The organism is Mesorhizobium sp. B2-8-1 (assembly GCF_006440955.1).
Classification (GTDB): Bacteria; Pseudomonadota; Alphaproteobacteria; order Rhizobiales; family Rhizobiaceae; genus Mesorhizobium.
The window spans coordinates 196,829-215,911 of the sequence record NZ_VFTX01000012.1 but is presented as its reverse complement, the minus strand read 5'-3'; the positions used below and the strand labels follow the sequence as shown (position 1 = coordinate 215,911).

22 protein-coding genes and 1 tRNA gene are annotated in these 19,083 nt (G+C 62.6%); 9 read left to right on the top strand and 14 right to left on the bottom strand.

From position 1 onward, the window contains the following. Positions 1 to 13: 13 nt before the first annotated feature. From FJ428_RS26790 to FJ428_RS26770, 5 genes are all read left to right on the top strand, one after another. Entirely contained in the window at positions 14 to 577 is a 564-nt protein-coding gene (locus tag FJ428_RS26790; RefSeq protein ID WP_140493982.1) for a polysaccharide biosynthesis/export family protein, read from the top strand. Positions 578 to 586: 9 nt separating this feature from the next. Further along, on the top strand, positions 587 to 1,717 hold the full coding sequence (locus tag FJ428_RS26785) for a glycosyltransferase family 4 protein (protein WP_140880503.1): 1,131 nt from the start codon (positions 587 to 589) through the stop codon (positions 1,715 to 1,717). Between the two features lie 93 nt (positions 1,718 to 1,810). Next, entirely contained in the window at positions 1,811 to 3,346 is a 1,536-nt protein-coding gene (locus FJ428_RS26780) for an undecaprenyl-phosphate glucose phosphotransferase (RefSeq protein WP_140493986.1), read from the top strand. After that, entirely contained in the window at positions 3,343 to 4,632 is a 1,290-nt protein-coding gene (locus FJ428_RS26775; RefSeq protein WP_140583467.1) for an O-antigen ligase family protein, read from the top strand. Before FJ428_RS26780 ends, FJ428_RS26775 begins: the two co-directional genes overlap by 4 nt. Positions 4,633 to 4,668: 36 nt before the next feature. Further along, positions 4,669 to 4,745: transfer RNA gene (locus tag FJ428_RS26770), tRNA-Pro, on the top strand. Between the two features lie 46 nt (positions 4,746 to 4,791). Here FJ428_RS26770 and FJ428_RS26765 read toward each other — a convergent pair. Both FJ428_RS26765 and FJ428_RS26760 read right to left on the bottom strand, forming a co-directional pair. After that, positions 4,792 to 5,253 (bottom strand): YbaK/EbsC family protein, encoded by a 462-nt coding sequence (locus FJ428_RS26765; protein ID WP_140624656.1) that lies wholly within the window; start codon positions 5,251 to 5,253, stop codon positions 4,792 to 4,794. A gap of 138 nt (positions 5,254 to 5,391) precedes the next feature. Next, entirely contained in the window at positions 5,392 to 5,676 is a 285-nt protein-coding gene (locus tag FJ428_RS26760; protein ID WP_140624655.1) for a helix-turn-helix transcriptional regulator, read from the bottom strand. A gap of 285 nt (positions 5,677 to 5,961) precedes the next feature. On the opposite strand from FJ428_RS26760, the gene FJ428_RS26755 reads away from it, so the two are divergent. Both FJ428_RS26755 and FJ428_RS26750 read left to right on the top strand, forming a co-directional pair. Continuing rightward, entirely contained in the window at positions 5,962 to 6,573 is a 612-nt protein-coding gene (locus FJ428_RS26755) for a hypothetical protein (RefSeq protein WP_140624654.1), read from the top strand. A 220-nt stretch (positions 6,574 to 6,793) separates the two neighbouring features. After that, positions 6,794 to 6,979, top strand: coding sequence for a hypothetical protein (locus tag FJ428_RS26750; protein ID WP_140494001.1), 186 nt, complete (start codon positions 6,794 to 6,796; stop codon positions 6,977 to 6,979). Positions 6,980 to 7,262: 283 nt separating this feature from the next. Here FJ428_RS26750 and FJ428_RS26745 read toward each other — a convergent pair whose 3' ends face one another. The 7 genes from FJ428_RS26745 to FJ428_RS26715 form a co-directional block, all read right to left on the bottom strand. Continuing rightward, positions 7,263 to 7,565: a hypothetical protein gene (locus FJ428_RS26745; protein WP_140494003.1), complete on the bottom strand. Its 303-nt coding sequence runs from the start codon at positions 7,563 to 7,565 to the stop codon at positions 7,263 to 7,265. Between the two features lie 100 nt (positions 7,566 to 7,665). Next, on the bottom strand, positions 7,666 to 8,205 hold the full coding sequence (locus FJ428_RS26740) for a MerR family transcriptional regulator (RefSeq protein ID WP_140494005.1): 540 nt from the start codon (positions 8,203 to 8,205) through the stop codon (positions 7,666 to 7,668). A 223-nt stretch (positions 8,206 to 8,428) separates the two neighbouring features. Then, on the bottom strand, positions 8,429 to 8,752 hold the full coding sequence (locus FJ428_RS26735) for an integration host factor subunit alpha (protein ID WP_140494007.1): 324 nt from the start codon (positions 8,750 to 8,752) through the stop codon (positions 8,429 to 8,431). Between the two features lie 100 nt (positions 8,753 to 8,852). Next, positions 8,853 to 9,824 (bottom strand): beta-ketoacyl-ACP synthase III, encoded by a 972-nt coding sequence (locus tag FJ428_RS26730; protein WP_140494008.1) that lies wholly within the window; start codon positions 9,822 to 9,824, stop codon positions 8,853 to 8,855. Between the two features lie 9 nt (positions 9,825 to 9,833). Beyond that, positions 9,834 to 10,904, bottom strand: a complete 1,071-nt coding sequence (plsX, locus tag FJ428_RS26725; RefSeq protein WP_140494009.1) for a phosphate acyltransferase PlsX — start codon at positions 10,902 to 10,904, stop codon at positions 9,834 to 9,836. A 119-nt stretch (positions 10,905 to 11,023) separates the two neighbouring features. After that, positions 11,024 to 11,572 carry a DUF177 domain-containing protein gene (locus FJ428_RS26720; protein WP_140515709.1) on the bottom strand — a complete coding sequence of 183 codons (549 nt, stop codon included), beginning with the start codon at positions 11,570 to 11,572 and terminating at the stop codon, positions 11,024 to 11,026. Continuing rightward, positions 11,569 to 12,117, bottom strand: coding sequence for a ubiquinol-cytochrome C chaperone family protein (locus FJ428_RS26715; protein WP_140494013.1), 549 nt, complete (start codon positions 12,115 to 12,117; stop codon positions 11,569 to 11,571). The genes FJ428_RS26720 and FJ428_RS26715 overlap by 4 nt, the downstream gene beginning before the upstream one ends. Positions 12,118 to 12,231: 114 nt before the next feature. Here FJ428_RS26715 and FJ428_RS26710 point away from each other — a divergent pair, with 114 nt between their 5' ends. After that, entirely contained in the window at positions 12,232 to 12,747 is a 516-nt protein-coding gene (locus FJ428_RS26710; RefSeq protein WP_140494015.1) for an outer membrane protein assembly factor BamE, read from the top strand. Positions 12,748 to 12,990: 243 nt separating this feature from the next. On the opposite strand, the gene FJ428_RS26705 is transcribed toward FJ428_RS26710, so the two are convergent. After that, positions 12,991 to 15,132: a sodium-translocating pyrophosphatase gene (locus FJ428_RS26705; RefSeq protein WP_140521791.1), complete on the bottom strand. Its 2,142-nt coding sequence runs from the start codon at positions 15,130 to 15,132 to the stop codon at positions 12,991 to 12,993. Positions 15,133 to 15,362: 230 nt separating this feature from the next. Further along, the gene (locus FJ428_RS26700; RefSeq protein ID WP_140880502.1) at positions 15,363 to 15,863 is read right to left on the bottom strand and encodes a DUF2165 domain-containing protein; all 501 of its coding nucleotides are present in this window, start codon (positions 15,861 to 15,863) and stop codon (positions 15,363 to 15,365) included. Here FJ428_RS26700 and FJ428_RS26695 point away from each other — a divergent pair. Further along, positions 15,835 to 16,176, top strand: a complete 342-nt coding sequence (locus FJ428_RS26695; RefSeq protein WP_224519177.1) for a hypothetical protein — start codon at positions 15,835 to 15,837, stop codon at positions 16,174 to 16,176. The genes FJ428_RS26700 and FJ428_RS26695 overlap by 29 nt on opposite strands. A gap of 25 nt (positions 16,177 to 16,201) precedes the next feature. Here FJ428_RS26695 and FJ428_RS26690 read toward each other — a convergent pair whose 3' ends face one another. The 3 genes from FJ428_RS26690 to FJ428_RS26680 are packed head-to-tail and all read right to left on the bottom strand — an operon-like array spanning position 16,202 to position 19,046. Continuing rightward, a complete protein-coding gene (locus FJ428_RS26690) occupies positions 16,202 to 16,951 on the bottom strand; it encodes an ABC transporter permease (RefSeq protein ID WP_140494023.1) in 750 nt (249 codons plus the stop codon). After that, entirely contained in the window at positions 16,948 to 17,886 is a 939-nt protein-coding gene (locus tag FJ428_RS26685) for an ABC transporter ATP-binding protein (RefSeq protein WP_140494025.1), read from the bottom strand. Before FJ428_RS26685 ends, FJ428_RS26690 begins: the two co-directional genes overlap by 4 nt. Continuing rightward, positions 17,883 to 19,046, bottom strand: coding sequence for an ABC transporter permease (locus tag FJ428_RS26680; RefSeq protein WP_140556991.1), 1,164 nt, complete (start codon positions 19,044 to 19,046; stop codon positions 17,883 to 17,885). Before FJ428_RS26680 ends, FJ428_RS26685 begins: the two co-directional genes overlap by 4 nt. Positions 19,047 to 19,083 lie beyond the last annotated feature (37 nt).

Here is a 19,083-nt window from a genome sequence, read left to right as displayed (position 1 = left end):
TATGTGTCCTGTCATGAAAAGCACTGCTTCCCTCTTTCGCGCGCTGCTTGCCGTGTCGATGCTTGCTGGCTGCTCCAGCTACCGGCCGACGCCGGCCGCCTTCCACGAGGTGCTCGATCAACCCTATCGCCTGGGCGCCGGTGACCGCGTCCGCGTCACCGTGTTCGAGCAGGACGGGCTGACCAACACCTATAGTGTCGACCAGTCCGGATATCTCTCCTTCCCGCTGGTCGGCGCCGTGCCGGCCCGCGGCCACACCGCCCAGCAGATGGAAAAGGAAATCGCCGACAAACTGCGCCAAGGCTATCTGCGCGATCCCGATGTTTCCGTCGAGATCGACCGCTACAGGCCTATCTTCGTCATGGGCGAAGTGGGCGCCGCCGGCCAGTATTCCTATGTGCCCGGCCTCACCGTTCAGAAAGCCGTCGCCATTGCCGGCGGCTTCACGCCGCGCGCCAACCAGGAAAGCGTCGACATCACCCGAGATATCAACGGCAAGGTGATGACCGGCCGGGTTGTCACGTCAGACCCGCTGCTGCCCGGAGATACTGTCTATGTGCGTGAACGTCTGTTCTGACGAACACACGTGGCGGACAAACTCAGGATCGTCCATTGCTTTCGTTCACCTGTCGGCGGGATCTTTCGGCATGTGCGGGACCTCGCGGAAGCTCAGGTCGCCGCCGGCCATTCGGTCGGCATCGTGTGCGATTCGACCACAGGCGGGGAATACGAGGAGCGCCTGTTCGAGCGGATGAAGGCCATGCTGGCGCTCGGCATCCATCGCACGCCGATGCAGCGCCATGTCGGACTGGGCGATCTCGCCTCGGCCTGGCGCACCTACGGAATCATCAAAGAATTGCGGCCGGACGTGCTGCACGGGCACGGCGCCAAGGGTGGCGCCTATGCCCGTCTGTTCGGCTCACTGTTGCGGGTATCAAGGTCTCGCGTAGCCCGCCTTTATTCGCCGCATGGCGGTTCTCTCCACTATGACGAGAGCACGTTCACGGGAAAGCTGTTCTTCGCGCTCGAGCGATCCATGGCTCACTTCACCGACTGTCTGCTGTTCGTCTCGGACTATGAGCGACGCACCTATCGCAGGAAGGTCGGCGAGGCGCCCATTCCGAACGCGCTGGTCTACAATGGCCTGCGCGCGGCTGAGTTCGACCACGTTCCGGAGAAGCCCGGAATGGTGGACCTGCTCTACATCGGCATGATGCGTGACCTCAAGGGACCCGACATCTTCATCGACGCGCTGGCCCTTGCCGGGACACGGCTCGGACGCCCGCTGGGCGCGGTCATGGTGGGCGACGGCGACAACCTGCCTCGGTACCGCGCGCAAGTGAGGCGGCTCGGGCTTGACGGCAATGTGCGTTTCCTGCCGCCGATGCCGGCCAGGGATGCCTTTGCGCTGGCCGCGCTGGTCGTCGTTCCTTCGCGCGCCGAAGCATTGCCGTATGTCGTGCTCGAGACGCTGGCGGCAGGAAAACCGATGATCGCCACGGCCGTTGGCGGCATACCGGAGATCTTCGGCGCCGATTCCCCTGCCCTGATCAGACCTGATCCGTTGCAGCTTTCCGACAAGATGGCCGAAGCGCTGGCCGATCCCGCCGCCTATCGAAAACTGATGCCCGATCGCGCCGATCTGGAGGCACGCTTCGGAGCCGATGTCATGGCCGCCGAGATCGAGAAAGCGTATTTCGCGGCGCTGGCCAAATAAACCACAAGCCCAAGCCCTTCCAAAGCCACGCGTTGTTTCAAGGGTTTCTTAGCTCTCTTTTGCTATTGCCTGGGGGAAGCTTGCGGAAATCCCATGAACGAGATCGATCCCGTGCACCGCTTTTCGGCAGAGGCTGTGCGCAAACTCGACACCCCGACCGATGGCGGCATGCCGGGCGGCATGAATGATGTCGCCCGTCAGGTCGCCTCGCAATACCGGCGCGATACGATGTCGCCGATCATGGTCAGCGGCGTCCTGCGGATGGTCGAGTTCGCAGTGCTGTTCCTTTCCGGCCTCGGCGTCTATTTCTACTTTGTCGGCTTCTTCAACTATTTCGCCTGGCAATATCCGCTGACGATCGCCGCCGCGTCGTTCCTTGCAGTGGTGCTGCTCGACGTCACCGATTGCTACCAGATCGTCTCGCTCATGCGGCCGATCGCCAATTTTGGACGTTTGCTGCTGGTCTGGGCCGGCACGTTCGCCCTCATGGCGCTGACGGCATTCGTGATGAAGATATCTGAAAACTATTCACGATTGCTGTTCGGCACCTGGTTCGCCGTCGGTTTCATTCTCATCTTCGGCCTGCGGCTGGTGATGTCGAAGCTGATCCGGCGCTGGGCGCGCGACGGCCACATGGAGCGGCGCGCCGTCATCGTCGGCGGCGGCAAGGCAGCGGAGGTCCTGATCCGCTCGGTCGAGAGGCAGCCCTACAACGACATCCGCATTTGCGGCATTTTCGACGATCGCAGCGACAAACGCTCGCCGCCTATCGTCGCCGGCTATCCCAAGCTCGGTACAATCTCGGAGCTGATCGAATTCGCCCGCATCGCCCGCATCGACATGCTGATCGTGTCGCTGCCGCTGACCGCCGAGTCGCGCGTGCTGCAATTGCTGAAAAAACTGTGGGTGCTGCCGGTCGACATCCGGCTGTCGGCGCATTCGAACGCGCTGCAGTTTCGTCCACGCGCCTACTCCTACATCGGCTCGGTGCCGATGCTCGACATCTTCGATAAGCCGATCAACGACTGGGATTCGGTGGCCAAGCGCGCCTTCGACATCGTTTTCAGCCTGATCGGCATCGTCGTGTTCTCACCGGTGATGCTGGCGACCGCTATCGCCATCAAGCTCGACAGCAAGGGACCGGTGCTGTTTCGCCAGAAGCGGCATGGTTTCAACAATGAGGTGATCGAAGTCTACAAATTCCGCTCGATGTATGCCGACCGGTCGGACCCGACCGCCAGACAGACGGTCACCAAGAACGACCCGCGCGTTACCCGCGTCGGCCGCTTCATCCGCAAGACCTCGATCGACGAGCTGCCGCAGTTCTTCAATTCGCTGCTGGGTTCGCTGTCGCTGGTCGGCCCGCGGCCGCACGCGATTGCCGCGCAGTCGCACAACCTGCTCTACAACGAAGTGGTCGACGGCTATTTCGCGCGCCACAAGGTCAAGCCCGGCGTTACCGGCTGGGCGCAGATCAATGGCTGGCGCGGCGAGATGGACACCAACGAGAAGATCCGCATGCGGACGGAATACGACCTCTATTATATCGAGAACTGGTCGATGCTGTTCGACCTGCGGATCCTGTTCCTGACGCCGATTCGGCTGCTCAACACGGAAAACGCCTATTGAGCGCGGTCACCCATGACCTGCCGCGCGCGGCGGTCAATGCGAAGCTGATCGCGCTGATTTCCTCGGGCGCGGTCGGGCTCGGCATCCTGCTTTCCGGCTTCGTCATCAGCGAGCCGGCTCCTTACGAGATCTACATGGCCGGCCTGATCGCCATCTGGGCGCTTTTCGGTTTGAGGATTTCGCACGCGGCCGCGCCGCTGCTGGTGCTTCTGGTGACGATGAATATCGGCGGCATGATCGCCATGACGCAGATGTCAGACCTCGCCAACACGCCGCTCTACCTTGCAGTGTCGCTGTTTCTCGCCTTCAGCGCGGTCTTCTTCGCATCGGTCACCGCCACGCAGCCGAGCCTCTACCGGCTGATCTTCATTGCCTATGTCGTATCCGCGGTGATGACTTCGCTGCTCGGCATAGCAGGGTATTTCCATGCCTTCCCGGGCGCGGAGATGTTCACCAAATACGACCGCGCCGCAGGCGCCTTCCAGGACCCGAACGTGTTCGGGCCGTTCCTAGTTCTGCCCGGCATCTATCTGCTCTATCTGCTGCTGACCGGGCCGGTCTCGCGCATGCCGCTGCTGGCGGTGCCGCTGCTCATCATCACATCAGGCATCTTCTTCTCCTTCTCGCGCGGCGCCTGGGGCATGTTTGCCGTCTCTGCCGTTCTGCTTACCGGCTGCCTGTTCCTGCAGAGCAACAGCGGCATGTTCCGGCTGCGCGTGGTGGTGATGACCATCGCGGCATTGTCGCTGCTGACGATCGCCATGATCGTCATCCTGCAGCTGCCGGGCGTGGCGGAAATGTTCTCCAACCGTGCCCATCTCGAACAGAGCTACGACACCGCCCGCCTCGGCCGCTTCGCCCGCTATGCGATCGGCTTCCAAATGGCGATGGAGCACCCGTTCGGCATCGGGCCTCTGGTGTTCGGCACCATCTTCGGCGAGGACACCCACGACATCTGGCTGAAGATGCTGATGGATTATGGCTGGCTCGGCTTCGTATCGTTCCTGACGCTTGTCCTCTGGACGATATGTGCCGGATTCCGCATCCTGCTGCGCGACCGGCCATGGCAGCCCTATCTCCTGTGCGCCTATGTCGCCTTCATCGGCAATGTCGGGCTCGGCACCTTCATCGACATCGACCATTGGCGCCACGTCTATCTGCTGCTCGGATTGGTCTGGGGCGCGATCGCGCTGGAACACCGTCATCAGCGGCAATTACGGCTGGCGATGCCGGGCTCAACAGCCATCGCATTCACACCAGCGCGACAAGCGCCGAATTTCGGTTGACCCGAGCGGGGTTATCACGATACATCGCGACCGGTCCGGAGTGTAGCGCAGCCCGGTAGCGCACTTGACTGGGGGTCAAGGGGTCGTCGGTTCGAATCCGGCCACTCCGACCATTTTAAACAAGGACTTACCCCCAAAGTCCGTCTCATCGATCGCCATCTACCCCTGGCACACATCGACCCATTCGGCGCCGGTGAGATCAGCCATGCGCTGCGGTGCGATCCGCACCGCCGCGTTGGTGGCGCCGGCGGCAGGCACGACCTCTTCGAAACCGCGCAGCGACACGTCGCAATAGACCGGCAGCGGCGCCGGCAGGCCGAACGGGCAGACACCGCCGACCGGATGGCTGGTTGCCTCGATAACCTCAGCGGCCTCCAGCATGCGCGGCTTACTGCCGAACCGATCCTTGAACTTGCGATTGTCCAGCCTGGCGGTGCCGCTGGTCACGACCAGCATGGTGCGTTCGCCGACGCGAAGGCAGATCGTCTTTGCGATCTGCGCCGGCAACACGCCGTGTGCCTGCGCAGCCAATGCTACGGTCGCCGAACTCGCCTCGGTCACGATCACGTCGATATCGGGCGCCTTGCTGGCGAAAAAGGCACGAACGGATTCCAGGCTCATCGAAACCCCGCGGATCGAAATGACGAAGCAGCAAGCTAGGCCGGCGCGTCCATAAACACGTGCCAAGGCCTTCAGTCACGGCAAACAGAAAACCCGCCAAGGTCCCCGGCGGGTTTTCGAACATGCATGGCACTGGCGCTACAGCACGGGGCGGTCTTGCGCGGCCCGCGCCTGCACGGCCGTGCCGAGCAGCGCCTCCTGAGGAAGCCGAAGCGCCGACGCAATACGGCGCAGTTGCGACGGATCGGCCGTCCTGCCGTTCTCGATATCCTCGATTTCGTCGACCGACAGACCGGTTGTCAGGGAAAGCTCCTCGACACTGTATCCCTTGGTTTCCCGAATCGTTCTGAGGGCGCTATGGCCTTGCCCGGCTTCGCTGGCAACCAGTTCCGGGAGGGGTTCGCGCTTTGCACTGTATGGCATTGGCAACTCCGTTGGCTGAAAGAGTTTGATGAAAATGGTGTTGCCTGAGACGGCGAGAACATGCCCGCTTGCGGGTGATTTGCCAAGTCACAAACTGGCCGTCACAGCATCGTGAACCATGCCTGGCGGACGCCGCTCGCAACCGCTCTCGATCAAGTTCTTTTGAACACCTGATCACCTCGTCCCTCGATGATTTTTACGACCCCGTTCGTTGGTTCAATTGCGCCGGCGCGAAACCCAAGACGTTGCCGGCGCGGCTGTCATTTTCCTGAAAGGATCGATGCGATGAAATTGCGGACAATCATGATCGTGCTCGGCACGCTTTCCAGCCTTGGCCTTGCTGCAACCAGCGCGCCGGCGGCAGACACGGTGCGGGTGCGCGGCGTCGTGGCCAGTTCCGACCAATCCCAGCTGACGGTGAAAAACCGCCAGGGTGGCATGGATAAGATCAAGCTCGCTGCCGGATGGAAGATATCGGGCGTCGCGGGCGCGTCGGTAAAGGACATCAAGCTCGGCGATTTCCTCGGCATAGCATCCGTGTCGAAGGCCGATGGCGGCAGCGGCGCGCTCGAGGTCGTGGTGTTTCCCGCAGCCTTGAAAGGCACGGGCGAAGGCGACCGCGCCTGGGACCTCAAGCCCAACAGTCGCATGACCAACGGCACCGTCGCCGACGTGACCGACGTGAATGGCCGCGCGGTGACGCTGACCTATGACAACGGCCAGACAAAGAATATCTCAATCCCCGACAAGACGCCGGTCGTCACCTTCGCGCCGGCCACGCCGGGCGATCTCAAGCCCGGCGCGCCCGTCGTGATCACCGCGACGCGCGGCGTCGACGGCACGCTGAGTGCCAACCGCGTCGTGGTCGGCAACAATGGCGTGGTCCCGCCCATGTAAGCCGGTTGCGTCTGCGGCCCCGTACCGAAATTTCTCCCGCTCATCGGCGCTGTGGGCTCAGCCTGTCGGCGGAGCCCACAGCCTGCGGCGCCAGACACATTCCAGAAACAAAATTCTATATTCGGGAAATACTGACGAAAAAAATCGGGAGCGTAATCCCGCTCGCGGCGAACAGGCTGTTGGCCTGATTCAGATTGCCTGCGAAAAAAGGAAGATATCCATGAAGAAGTCCCTCCTCTCGGCCCTCGGGCTTGCAGTTGCACTTGCATTCACCATGCCAATCCTCGGCGCGACCAGCGCTGATGCCGCGCCGATGCACAAGCATCATCGTCATCATCGCAAGCACCATCGCAGCCACCACTACCATCATCACCACCACCACAAGGTTATGGGCAAGAAGGCCTGAGCTTAACCGACTGCCAATGAGAAGACCGGCTTTGGCTTCTTGTTCGAAGCCGGTCTTCTCCTGGTTTCCTCCGGATACGCGCCGTATCAGCGCGATCTCGCAGCGCTACAACGAGCGCCTGCTCTGACGAAAAAAACCCTGTTCGTGCTGCAGACCGACAAGCTGGGGCTATGGCCCTTTTTTCGTGGCACCCACAGGCGCCGCTGTCCTAAACCGGGTGCACTTTCGGGCAACATGAATCGCCCGCGCACCGATCCAGCGGAACCGAGGAATAAAATAAAGGTCAGCGCCGGCTGAACAGCAGACTGGCGACCAGACCAAGCACCACAAAGCCGATCGCCGCGGCCGCCGCCGGATGCTCGCGGGCGGATTTCTCGATCGCCCTGCCCCGCTCGCGGATCGCCGGCAACGCATCGTGCAGACGTTCCGCAAGGTCGGAATACGTGTCAAGCGCCGCGTCGCGACCGTCTTCGTAATAGGCGCCGCCCCGCCTGGACGCAGCCTTCTTCAGGGCCGCCAATTCCCTGGAGAGTGCAGCGACCCGCCTGTCGAGATCGACGTCCGAGAGGGTCGAGAATAATGCCATGATACGTTTCCTTGTCTGCTCAAGCCTTGTCTTGCTCAAGGAAACGTAACGCATCACCCAAAGGCGGGTTCCCGTTCTTCAGGCGCCGGCCGGTTGCCCGTCAGCGCACTTGGTCGAGGAGGCGCTTGCATTCGAGGAGGTCGAACAACGCTTCCTGCAACAGCGCGCGATTGTCCCGCGACAGTTTCGAAGCGTCCGGCTGGACCGGGCCTTCCTCGTCGCTCTTGCCAAGACCAAAGAAACGGCGGCTGGGCTTGACCCTCGGCTGGCCAACCAGTTCGTCATCTCCGCCGCGCGGCTGCGCTGCCGCCGTCAACGGCACCTGGTCGGCCTGCTTTCGTTGCGAGATCGCCTCGACGGCGGCCATATCGCCATTGCCGATGGCAACCAGGAAATGGTTGCCGTTTTCGCGCAACAGCTTCTGCACGCCCTTGATGGTGTAGCCCTGGTCGTAGAGCATATGGCGAATGCCCTTGATCAGTTCGACATCCTGCGGCCGGTAGTAGCGGCGGCCGCCGCCGCGTTTCATCGGCTTGATCTGGTTGAAACGCGTTTCCCAGAAGCGCAGCACGTGCTGCGGCAGATCGAGGTCTTCGGCGACCTCGCTGATGGTGCGAAAGGCGTCAGGGCTCTTGTCCATGGGCGAAATCCTCACACTGGAGCATGATCCCGGGACATGGGAACCGGCGTTCGAATGAAATTCCCTCGACAGGAGGGAGCTCATTCCGGCCGCGCGTAACGATCACGCGGAACACCAATCCGGCCATGTTGCCGAATCGGGTCTCATTTCAGCGGTTTGTGAGGCAATATTCAAGCCCGGCATCATCGCAAGGCCTGTTTTCAACCGTGCATTTGCAGCGAGCCTACTTGCCGCCCTTTGCCTTGCCGCTCTGGTGGGAGCGCAAGATGCGGTTCTTCAGCACGTTCGACGACTTGAAGGTCATCACCCGGCGCGGCAGGATCGGCACCTCTTCGCCGGTCTTGGGATTGCGCCCGATGCGCTCGTTCTTGGAGCGGACGTGGAACGTCGCGAAAGACGACAGTTTCACCGTCTCGCCACGGACGATCGCCTCGCAGATCTCGTCCAGCACCGCCTCGACGAGTTCGGCCGATTCAGTGCGCGACAAACCTACCTTGCGGTAAACGGCTTCGGCAAGGTCGGCGCGCGTAAGTGTCTTTCCCCCCATGCGACCGTCCCATCAGCTCAAACATAAAATCGACACAACAGCGGCAGAGCCTAAGTAATTGATCCGGCAAGGTCAAGGACCGAACCGGACCGTTCGGCACTTACCAGCGAAGCAGAACCGCGCCCCAGGTGAAGCCGCCGCCCATCGCTTCCAGAAGCACAAGGTCGCCCTTTTTGATGCGGCCATCGGCAACAGCCACGGAAAGCGCCAGCGGCACGGAAGCAGCCGAGGTGTTACCGTGCAGATTGACCGTCACCACCACCTTTTCCTCAGCTATCCCGAGCTTCCTGGCGGAAGCGTCAATGATCCGTTTATTGGCCTGATGCGGCACGAACCAGTCGAGGTCGTCGGCGGTGATGCCGGCCTGCGAAAACGTCGCCTCGATGACGTCGGTGATCATGCCTACCGCATGTTTGAAGACCTCGCGGCCTTCCATCCTGAGATAGCCGACCGTTCCCGTCGTCGAAGGCCCGCCGTCGACAAAGAGCTTGTCCTTGTGCGCGCCGTCGGAGCGCAGGCTCATCGCCAGCACGCCGCGGTCGGCAATACTGCCGCCCCCTTCGCCGGCTTCAAGAACCAGGGCGCCGGCGCCATCGCCGAACAGTACGCAGGTCGAGCGATCGGTCCAGTCGAGGATGCGCGAGAAGGTCTCCGAGCCGATCACCAGCACGCGCTTGGCCAAGCCGCCGCGAATATAGAGGTCGGCCGTGGTTACCGCATAGACGAAGCCCGAGCATACCGCCTGCAGGTCGAAGGCAAAGCCGTGATGCATGCCGAGCCGGTTCTGGATTTCGACGGCCGTGGCCGGAAAAGTATTGTTGGGTGTCGAGGTCGCCAGCACGATCAGGTCGATGTCTCCGGGTGTCAGGCCGGCATCGGCGAGCGCTGCGCGCGCCGCCGCCTCACCCAGCGAAGCGGTGGTCTCGTCGTCGGCCGCGATATGGCGCTGGCGGATGCCGGTGCGCTGGGCGATCCACTCGTCCGAGGTTTCGACCATGCCTTCAAAGTCGGCATTCTTCATGATGCGGCGGGGCAGCGCGGCGCCCATGCCGCGCACGACTGATCTGATCAAAGTTCTTTCCTATTCCTTTGCGTCGCTGACGACGTCGGATTTCCTAGATGTCTGGGCATGCGGATTGCGCGCATGGAACAAGTCCAGGTCGGCCTCGATGCGGTCGAGCAGATTGTTGCGCACCATATCGTAGCCGAGTTCGATGGCGGCGGCGAAACCATCCGAATCGGCGCCGCCGTGGCTTTTCACCACAATGCCGTTCAGCCCCAGGAAAACGCCGCCATTGGAGCGGCCGACATCCATCTTTTCGCGCAGGCGATCGAACGCGCCCTTGGCGAAGATATAGCCGATCCTGGCCATCAGCGTACGGCTCATCGCCGCCCGCAGGTAGCCGCCAATCTGGCGCACCGTGCCTTCCGCCGTCTTCAGGGCGATGTTGCCGGCGAAGCCTTCGGTGACGACGACGTCGACCACGCCCTTGCCGATATCGTCGCCCTCGACGAAACCGTGATAGTTCATCGAGGCCATATTGGCTTCACGCAGCATGCGCCCAGCCTCCTTGACCTCTTCCTGGCCCTTGATCTCCTCGACGCCGACATTGAGCAGGCCGACACTGGGCCGCGAGACGCCGAAGACCGATCGGGCCATGCCGGTTCCAAGGATGGCAAAATCAATGAGCTGGTGCGCATCCGCGCCAATGGTGGCGCCGACGTCGAGGACCACGCTTTCGCCGCGCAGCGTCGGCCAAAGTGCCGCGATCGCCGGGCGGTCGATGGTGGCCATGGTGCGCAGGCAGAATTTCGACATCGCCATCAGCGCGCCGGTGTTGCCGGCCGAGACGCAGGCGTCCGCCGTACCCGACTTGACCGCCTCGACAGCCTTCCACATCGATGACTTCCAGCGGCCATGGCGCAGTGCCTGGCTCGGCTTGTCGTCCATCCTGACGGCCACCTCGCAGTGGAAGAATTCGCTCACACCGGCCAGCTTGGGAAATTTGGCCAGTTCGGGTCGTACGGCCTCCTCCCGCCCGTAGATGACGAAGCGGACGTCGGGACGGCGGGTCGCGACCGTCATGAGCGCCGGAATGACCACGGCTGGTCCGTGATCGCCGCCCATGGCATCGATGGAAATCCTGATCACGCGGTATTCATCTCACGGTTTTGCTTAGGCGGCGGATCGTTTTAGTGATCGCGAAGGTTCGGCGAAAATAGCGGTTTTGGACATTCGCACAACCGACTTTTCCGTCGCGGGTGAGGTTTTCAGGATTTTCCCAACAGCGACCGCAGTTTCTGCTGAAATTCATTCTCCACCGGTTCGGCCTCGCGGCCGGCATCAAGCGACGCACCCGGCTTGCGCGGATAAGGATCGATGGCCAGTCCGAAGAACTGCTCGGCGAGTGCCCCGACATCGATCGTGTCGCCTGAAAATGTTTCGGGACTGTCAGGTCCATCCGCGTCGAGCAGGATCTCGCCGCCGCCTTCGAATCCTTGTCGTCCAAGCTTGGAATCCTCGGGCAGGAACAGAGCCTCGAATGATTCATCGATATGCGCCCCAACCGGATCGAGCGTGACGATACAGGCCTGGGTGATGTCGGCCTCGACCCGGCCGCTGACCTTCACGCCATTGCGTTTCCACGGCGTCACCAGGAATTCAGCACGGTAGGCTTCGACCGAGAGCAAGCTGTGCTCTTCGGCGAGTGTCGCGCGCTGGGTGGCATCGGCCTCGATGACCACCGGCAAGCCCTTCTGCGGCAGGCGGGCGACGTTGGCAAAAAACGATACCGGACTCTGCGGATCGGCGTGCTTCATCGATCTGCCTCCTGGGCGAGCGGAAAGGTCACCGTGCCGGAGACGATCGCCCGGCACGGCTGCGTGGCCAGCCGGTTGCGGGCATCGGCGACATAGTCGGACAGTCGTGACGCTTCCGCCCAGGCCGCAGCGTCGGGCCGGACATTGCGTGCAAGGGCGGCGGTGAGCCCATCATGATCATTGCGCTCCAATGCGTCGTCATAGGCGGCGGTGCGGCCATAAAACATCTTCGCCAGCTTTTTCATGCGCTTGGGCACTCCGACATCGCCAATGCCGAGTTCCCGCAGCGAATGGTCGACGTCGAGAAAAAACTCGTCGATCAGCACCTGCGCGATCTCCTGCGCCACGCCGTCTTCCCCACGCAGCCGGTGCTGGACCAGGAACATGTGCAGCGACAGCATTTCGAAACGCCCAAGCGGCGTGTCCGGCACATTCCAGTGGGAATAAAATACGGTCTGCCGCGCGGCCGCCACGATTTGTGCGTAAAGCGCGTCGGTGATGGCGCGGTTGGCGTGGCGTTCGCGACCAAAAAGGCGCTGGAACATGGGGATGGTCTCCGGGGACCGTTTGTTGAATTGGCCTTGTTGCATCGGCAAGCAAGCTGGTTTACCGGTTTTGCGGCCCAGCGCAAGTTGCGGCGATATAATGGAGAATTGTTGTTGCGCGCGCTGAATTTCAAGTCGACCTTCTCTTCCAGGCCCGCTGGCGCGATCTCGCTGCTGGCCATCATTGCGGCGCTTTCGGCCTGCAACAGTTCCAAGATGATCGGTGATCTGAACCCCAGCGAAACGCTGACGCAGGGGTATGTCATCGATCAGCAGGCGATCGATTCGGTGCCGGTCGGCTCAAGCCGCGAGCAGGTGCTGCTCGCGCTCGGCACGCCCTCGACGACGGCGACCTTCGACAATGAAGCCTTTTACTACATCTCGCAGACTCGCAAGCGCTATGTCGCCTTCGACAAGCCCCGGCTGATCGATCAGCATGTGCTGGCGGTTTATTTCGGGGCCGATGGGCGGGTCACCCAGATCGCCAATTACGGCCTGAAGGACGGCAAGATCTTCGACTTCATCTCGCGCACCACGCCGACTGGCGGCAAGGACCAGAACTTCCTCAGCCAGATCATCAACGGCGCCAGCAAGCTGGCGCCCGGCATTCCCGGCGGCGGCACTCCCTGATCTCAGACCCGCCTCCCCTTGGGGATGGCAGCACCATCTCAGGCGACCAAAAACCCGTGGGAGCGATCCCACGGGTTTTTGTTATCATGGGGCGGGAGAGGCCGGCTCGTGGGCGATGGGCAGACAGCGACGGCAGGACGCGGACGCAGCCGTTGAAATTCGTTTTCCGCGTTCCAAAACCGCCGTCAAATAAAAACCCGCGGGGATTGCTCCCCGCGGGTTTTCAATGTCGAGCTTTGCCGCTCAGCCGTGCGCCAGCACCGCCAGCAGCAGGAGCGCCACGATATTGGTGATCTTGATCGCCGGGTTGACCGCCGGGCCGGCCGTGTCCTTGTAGGGATCGCCGACCGTATCGCCGGTCACCGAGGCCTTGTGCGCCTCGGAACCCTTCAGGTGCTTGATGCCGTCCTTGTCGGTGAATCCGTCCTCGAACGACTTCTTGGCGTTGTCCCAGGCGCCGCCGCCCGAAGTCATCGAGATGGCGACGAACAAGCCATTGACGATGACGCCGAGCAGAGAGGCGCCGAGAGCCGCAAAGGCCGACGCTTTCGAGCCCGAGATCAGCAGCACGCCGAAATAGACGACGAGCGGCGCCAACACCGGCAGCAGCGACGGGATGATCATTTCCCGGATTGCCGCCTTGGTCAGAAGATCTACCGCGCGCGCATAGTTCGGCTTGGACGTGCCGGCCATGATGCCCGGGTCGTCACGGAACTGCTTGCGCACCTCCTCGACGATGGCGCCCGCCGCGCGGCCGACGGCCGTCATGGCGATGCCACCGAACAGATACGGGATCAAGCCACCGAAGATCAGGCCGGCGACGACGTAGGGGTTGGAAAGATCGAAGGAGACCTCGCCCATGCCCTGGAAGTAGGGATATTTGTCGCCATTGGCGGCAAAGAATTTCAGGTCGTTCGAATAGGCCGCGAACAGCACCAGTGCGCCGAGGCCCGCCGAACCGATGGCATAGCCCTTGGTCACCGCCTTGGTGGTGTTGCCGACCGCGTCGAGCGCGTCGGTGGAGTGGCGCACTTCCTTGGGCAGGCCGGCCATTTCGGCGATGCCGCCGGCATTGTCGGTGACCGGGCCAAAGGCATCGAGCGCGACGATCATGCCGGCAAGGCCGAGCATGGTGGTGACGGCGATCGCCGTGCCGTAAAGGCCGGCGAGCTGATAGGTCGAGATGATGCCGCCGACGATGACGATGGCCGGCAGTGCCGTCGATTCCAGAGAGACCGCAAGGCCCTGGATGACGTTGGTGCCGTGCCCGGTCACCGACGCCTGGGCGATCGAGTTGACCGGACGCTTGTTGGTGCCGGTGTAGTATTCGGTGATCACGACGATGAGACCGGTCACCACGAGGCCGATCAGGCCGCAGATGAACAGGTTCTTGCCGGTGATGACCATGCCGGCGACAGTGCCGACCTCGCCCCAGCCAAGCGTGGCCGAGGTGGCGACGCCCAAGCCGACGATGGACAACAGGCCGGTGACGATCAGCCCCTTGTAGAGCGCGCCCATGATCGAACCGTTGGAGCCGAGCTTGACGAAGAAAGTACCGACGATCGAGGTCAGGATGCAGGCGCCGCAGATAGCGAGCGGATAGAGCATCGCGGCACTCAGAACCGCGGTGCCGCCAAAGAAGATGGCGCCCAGCACCATGGTGGCGACGACTGTCACCGCATAGGTCTCGAACAGGTCGGCCGCCATACCGGCGCAGTCGCCGACATTGTCACCGACATTGTCGGCAATGGTGGCGGGGTTGCGCGGATCATCCTCGGGAATACCAGCTTCGACCTTGCCGACCAGATCGCCGCCGACATCGGCACCCTTGGTGAAGATGCCGCCGCCGAGACGGGCGAAGATCGAGATCAGCGAGGCGCCGAAGCCGAGCGAAACCAGCGAGTCGATGACGATACGGTCATTGGGCTGAAGCCCCATGAAATGGGTGAGGATCAGGTAGTAGATCGACACGCCAAGCAGGGCAAGGCCCGCAACAAGCATGCCGGTGATGGCGCCCGACTTGAAGGCGATGTCGAGGCCGGCGGCAAGGCTGTTGGAAGCGGCCTGTGCCGTGCGAACATTGGCCCGCACCGAAACATGCATGCCGATGAAGCCGGCCGCGCCCGAAAGCACGGCCCCGATCAGGAAGCCGATCGCGGCGGTGATGGACAGCAGCCACCAGGCGAGCAGCAGCACGACCACGCCGACGATGGCGATGGTGGTGTACTGGCGCGCCAGATAGGCTTGCGCGCCCTCACGGATGGCGGCGGAGATTTCCTGCATGCGTGCATTGCCCTGGTCCGACGCGAGGACCGAACGTGTCGCCCAGATGGCGTAAAGGACAGAAAGCAGGCCGCAGGCGATGACGGCGGAAATTATGGTCATGCCGGGTTTTCCTCGATTGCTGGCCCAAAAGAACCCCTCCCTGGGCCGTTGAGACAAAGACGGAATCCCGTGCGCGGAATCCCCCTCTTCGCAGCGGTGTATGCGAAACAGGGCCGCGAACGTCAAGATATTGTTCGGTTTTTGCCCGGCTTTCGCCCAAAAGAGCCAGACGGCGGCAGGTGTCGCCATGCCGCTGCTGCTTTATATCGATTGAAATCACGGATCAGCACTCAGGTTTGGCGCAGATCACCGTCTGGCTGGACGACGAAGATCAGCACCGCCAGCATGGTCATGTAGAACATGAATGCCTTCTGCTGGCCGTTCCAGATGCTCGATTGCCACATGGCGAACCACTCGCCGCCCACCACCATAAATCCAAGATACCAGATCAGGAATCCCATCGTCGCGGCGATAACGGCGAATTTCTTGGCATCGTTGAAAACCTCTCCGCTGGCATTGCGCGCTTGCCACAGGTTCCAGGCCGCGATCAGGTAGAGCAGACAGGTCAGCGCCTCGCCGGCGATGATGAGCCAGTAGCCCGTCGTCCATAGCGAGGGGTTGGTGATCGAGCGATACATCAGCGCGTTGCCGGGAAAGGTCGTGTCCATGCTCAGCACATGCTGGACAAAGGCGAAGTTTGAGCCGTAATCGGTGACGTTGCCGAAAGCGACAAGAAAGGCGAAAGCCGCCAGACAGAGACACATGACGATCTTGGAGAAGCGCAAGGTCATGGCAAGAACTCCTGCTGAAGGATCGGGGCATCGGCCCAATCAATCGCCGAGTCCCGAAGATCGCGCAACTGGCAGGCGGGTGTTGATTACGCTCACGGCCAGCGCAAGACATTATGCCGGCAAGCAAGTCATCGCCGAACCCATCGAGGCGCTCCAGCTCGGCAGCGATTGCGCCGTGGGTGATCTTGTCTCGCTCGTGAAAGCCGGCACACAACACGACTTTGCCGTCATCTGCCGCCGCTGGATCTGCAAAGAGCAAGGCATCGAACTCGAACTGACGCTCGACCACCCTGCCCGTTCAAGTGGACGTTGAAAGATCGGAGCACCGGGACAGAAGCCTACTCGGCCTGGCGCCCCATGCGCCGCGCGGCATAGCGTTCGACCGCCGACAACCCATCATAGATCAGCACGGCCAAGGCGGCAACGATCAGGCCGCCCTGCAAGATGAAAGCGAGATTGTTGGACAAGAGCCCGGCAATGATCACCTCGCCCAATGTCTTCGCTGCAACCGTCGAGCCAATGGTGGCGGTGGCCAGGCTGATAACCACCGACAGCCTTATGCCGCCTAGGATGACCGGCGCGCTGAGCGGCAATTCGACCTTCAGCAGCCTTTGCCAACCGGTCATGCCGGCACCGCGCGCCGCTTCCATGACATTGCCGGGCAACGTCGTCAGGCCGGTCAGCGCGTTCTCGAAGATCGGCAGCAGACCATAGAGGAACAATGCGATCAGCGTCGGCTTCTCGCCGAACCCTACCGCCGGCACGGCAAGCGCCAGCACCGCCACCGGCGGGAAAGTCTGGCCGATATTGACCAGGCTGCGTGACAGCGGCAGGAATTCGGCGCCGGCAGGCCTGGTGACCAGGATGGCGAGCGCGACCGCCACGATGGTGGCGGCGAGCGTGGCGATCAGCACGGTGCGCAGGTGCAGCAGCATCAGCGTCAGCAAGCTGCCCTGATTGTAGATCACCGGCGCGCCGTTCTCGGTCAGCGGCTTGAGCAGCGGCTCGAACCAGCCGGGGCTGGTGACGAAAGCGACCAGCAGCACCACCAGCGCAAGCCTGAGCAGCAACGGCAGCCAGGCTTTCATGCCGGCCTCGCCGCACGCTTCACCAAGCCGTCGATGGTAACGCGACCGAGTGGCTTGCCGTCGGCATCCTTGACCGGCAGCGCCGGACGGCCAGACCAGAGAAGTTCGGCCAGCGCGTCGCGCTGGCTGGCGTCGCCAGGAATCCCCTCACCTTCCGCCGCGCCCTTTTCGACTGCGTCGCGCACGCGGCCGAGCGACAGCAGCCGGAACGGTTTTTCGCTGGCGCCGACCAGGGTCTCGACGAAGCCGCTGGCCGGCCTCGCCAGTATCTCCGCCGGCCTGGCATATTGTACCAGCTTGCCGGCATCCATGACGGCGATCTTGTCGCCCATATGCACGGCCTCTTCCATGTCGTGGGTGACGAGGATGATGGTGGTGCCGAAGCGCCTCTGGATCGCAAGAAGGTCTTCCTGCGCCTTGGTGCGGATTATGGGGTCAAGCGCGCCGAACGGCTCGTCCATCAACAGCACGTTGGGTTCGGCCGCGAGCGCGCGGGCGACGCCGACGCGCTGCTGCTGGCCGCCGGAGAGCTCGTGCGGGTAGCGCGGGCCGTAGGCCTGCGGGTCGAGCTGATAGAGCGTCATCAGTTCGTCGACGCGCGCCTTGATGCGATCCTTATCCCAGCCAAGCAGCACCGGCACGGTGGCTATGTTCTGCGCCACCGTTCGGTGCGGGAACAGGCCGTGGCCCTGGATGGCGTAGCCGATGCTGCGCCGCAGCTCGTAGCCGGGCACCGAGCGGTTGTCGGCGCCGTCGAGCTTGATGACGCCGGAAGTCGGCTCGACCAGCCGGTTGATCATGCGAAGCAGCGTCGTCTTGCCGGAGCCCGAGGTGCCGACGATGACGCAAAGGGTGCGGGGCTCTATGATCATCGAGACTTCATCGACCACCGTGGTCGCATCGTAGCGCTTGGTAATGCCTTCGATCTCGATCATGCGGGGTCCGCCCTGCGCTTGGTTGAGGTCATTTCGATCACCGCGTCGAGAATGATGGCAGCAGCGAAGGCGAGCGCAACCGTCGGCACGGCGCCAAGCAGCACCAGGTCCATCGCGGTCTGGCCGACGCCCTGGAACACGAACACGCCGAAGCCGCCGCCGCCGATCAGGGCGGCGATGGTGGCGAGGCCGATGTTCTGCACAAGCACGATGCGGATACCGGTGAGGATCACTGGGAAGGCCAGCGGAAACTCGACGCCGAACAGGCGTTGGCGATCCGTCATGCCCATGCCGCGCGCCGCGTCATTGGCGGCACGCGGCACACCGGCAAGGCCGACCACGGTATTGGCGACGACCGGCAGCAGCGAATAGAGGAACAGCGCCACGAACGCAGGTGCCGTTCCGATGCCGCGGATACCGAGCGCGGCCGCTCCCGGCACATGCGCCGCCACCCAGCCGAGCGGTGCGATCAGCAGGCCGAACAGCGCGATCGAGGGAATGGTCTGGACGATGTTGAGCACGTTGAGCACGCCGGCGCGCAGGCGCTCGACGCGATGACACAGGATGCCAAGCGGCAGGCCCAGTATCACCGCCGCCGCCAGCGAACCAAGCGCCAGCGTGACATGTTTGGCGCCCTCGGCCCAGAAACTGTCGGCACGGTTGAAATATTCCTTGAGGATCGAAAGGCTGTCCCAGGATCCCGATATGAGCAGCAGCCCGATGGCGAGCGCGGCAACGACAAGCACGCCGACACGTGACCAGGGAGACAGGTTCATTCTCGTCAGCACGTCGGCCAGCAGGAGGGTAAAGGCAAAGATCAGCAGCCAAAACCCGGAGGCCGGCGAAACGCGCGCGAAGGTATTGCCTGCCGGGGTCAGGAATGTCCCGGTGACGCCGATCAACAGCGCGAGAGCCGCCAGCGTGATCACGCTGGCGGCAAGGCGCAGGACGAGCGGCGTTTTCAGCAGCGCGACAAGCGCGGCTGCGACAACGATGGCCAAAAGCAGCGGGCCGGCCATTGCCGGAAGTGCCTCTACGATCGAGCGCGCCTGGCCGGGCACGATGCGATTGGCGCGGAACGTGGCGAAGGGTGCTACGAAAGCCGCATAGGCAGCGATCGCAGCGATGACCACGCCGAGCTTGTCGAAGCGGAGGGTCATGGCTGCCCCTCAAAGGGGGAAATCTGCCACGAGGTAC